General features: G+C 56.9%; 1 protein-coding gene and 1 pseudogene. Both read right to left on the bottom strand.

The window, feature by feature from the left end:
* A partial coding sequence (locus P0D70_RS36765; RefSeq protein WP_408188128.1) for a proton-translocating transhydrogenase family protein occupies nucleotides 1–167 on the bottom strand: 167 nt, incomplete at its 3' end.
* A gap of 30 nt (nucleotides 168–197) precedes the next feature.
* Nucleotides 198–590, bottom strand: a pseudogene (locus P0D70_RS36760) (NAD(P)(+) transhydrogenase (Re/Si-specific) subunit alpha); the annotation flags it as partial.

Here is a 590-nt window from a genome sequence, read left to right as displayed (position 1 = left end):
CCCGCGGCGAGCATCGCGCCGACGATCACGATCGCCGAGATCGCGTTGGTCACGGCCATCAGCGGCGTATGCAGCGCGGGCGTGACGTTCCAGACCACGTGGTAGCCGACGTAGATCGCCAGCACGAAGATGATCAGGTTGATAACGGTGTGACTCATGACTTCCATTTCGCTACCTTTTCTCTTTTTTTTCAATGACTAGAACTTCCGCAGAACCTGCCCGGCACGCGTGAGGAGTGTTGCGGCCACAATGTCATCATCCAGATCGATATTCACCGCGCCCTCCTTCGTAACAATCAGCTTGAGAAATTCCAGGAGATTTCGGGCGTAAAGCGCAGACGCGTCGGTGGGAACCATTGCCGCCAGATTCGAAAAACCCACGATCGTCACACCGTATCTGACAACGACCTTATCGGTTTCGGTAAGGGGACAGTTTCCGCCCGGATGGCCCTCGTATTGCGCGCCGCGGGACGCCGCCAGATCAACAATGACCGATCCGCCTTTCATCGCCGCCACGGTCTCCACGGAAATTAACGTAGGGGCCAGACGACCAGGTATAAGGGCCGTTGTGATGACGATATCCGCCTGCTT

Source organism: Paraburkholderia sp. RL17-381-BIF-C, from assembly GCF_046026435.1.
In the GTDB taxonomy this organism is placed as follows: Bacteria; Pseudomonadota; Gammaproteobacteria; order Burkholderiales; family Burkholderiaceae; genus Paraburkholderia.
The sequence above is the reverse complement of the archived record's forward strand: the minus strand, read 5'-3'. Positions and strand labels throughout refer to the sequence as shown.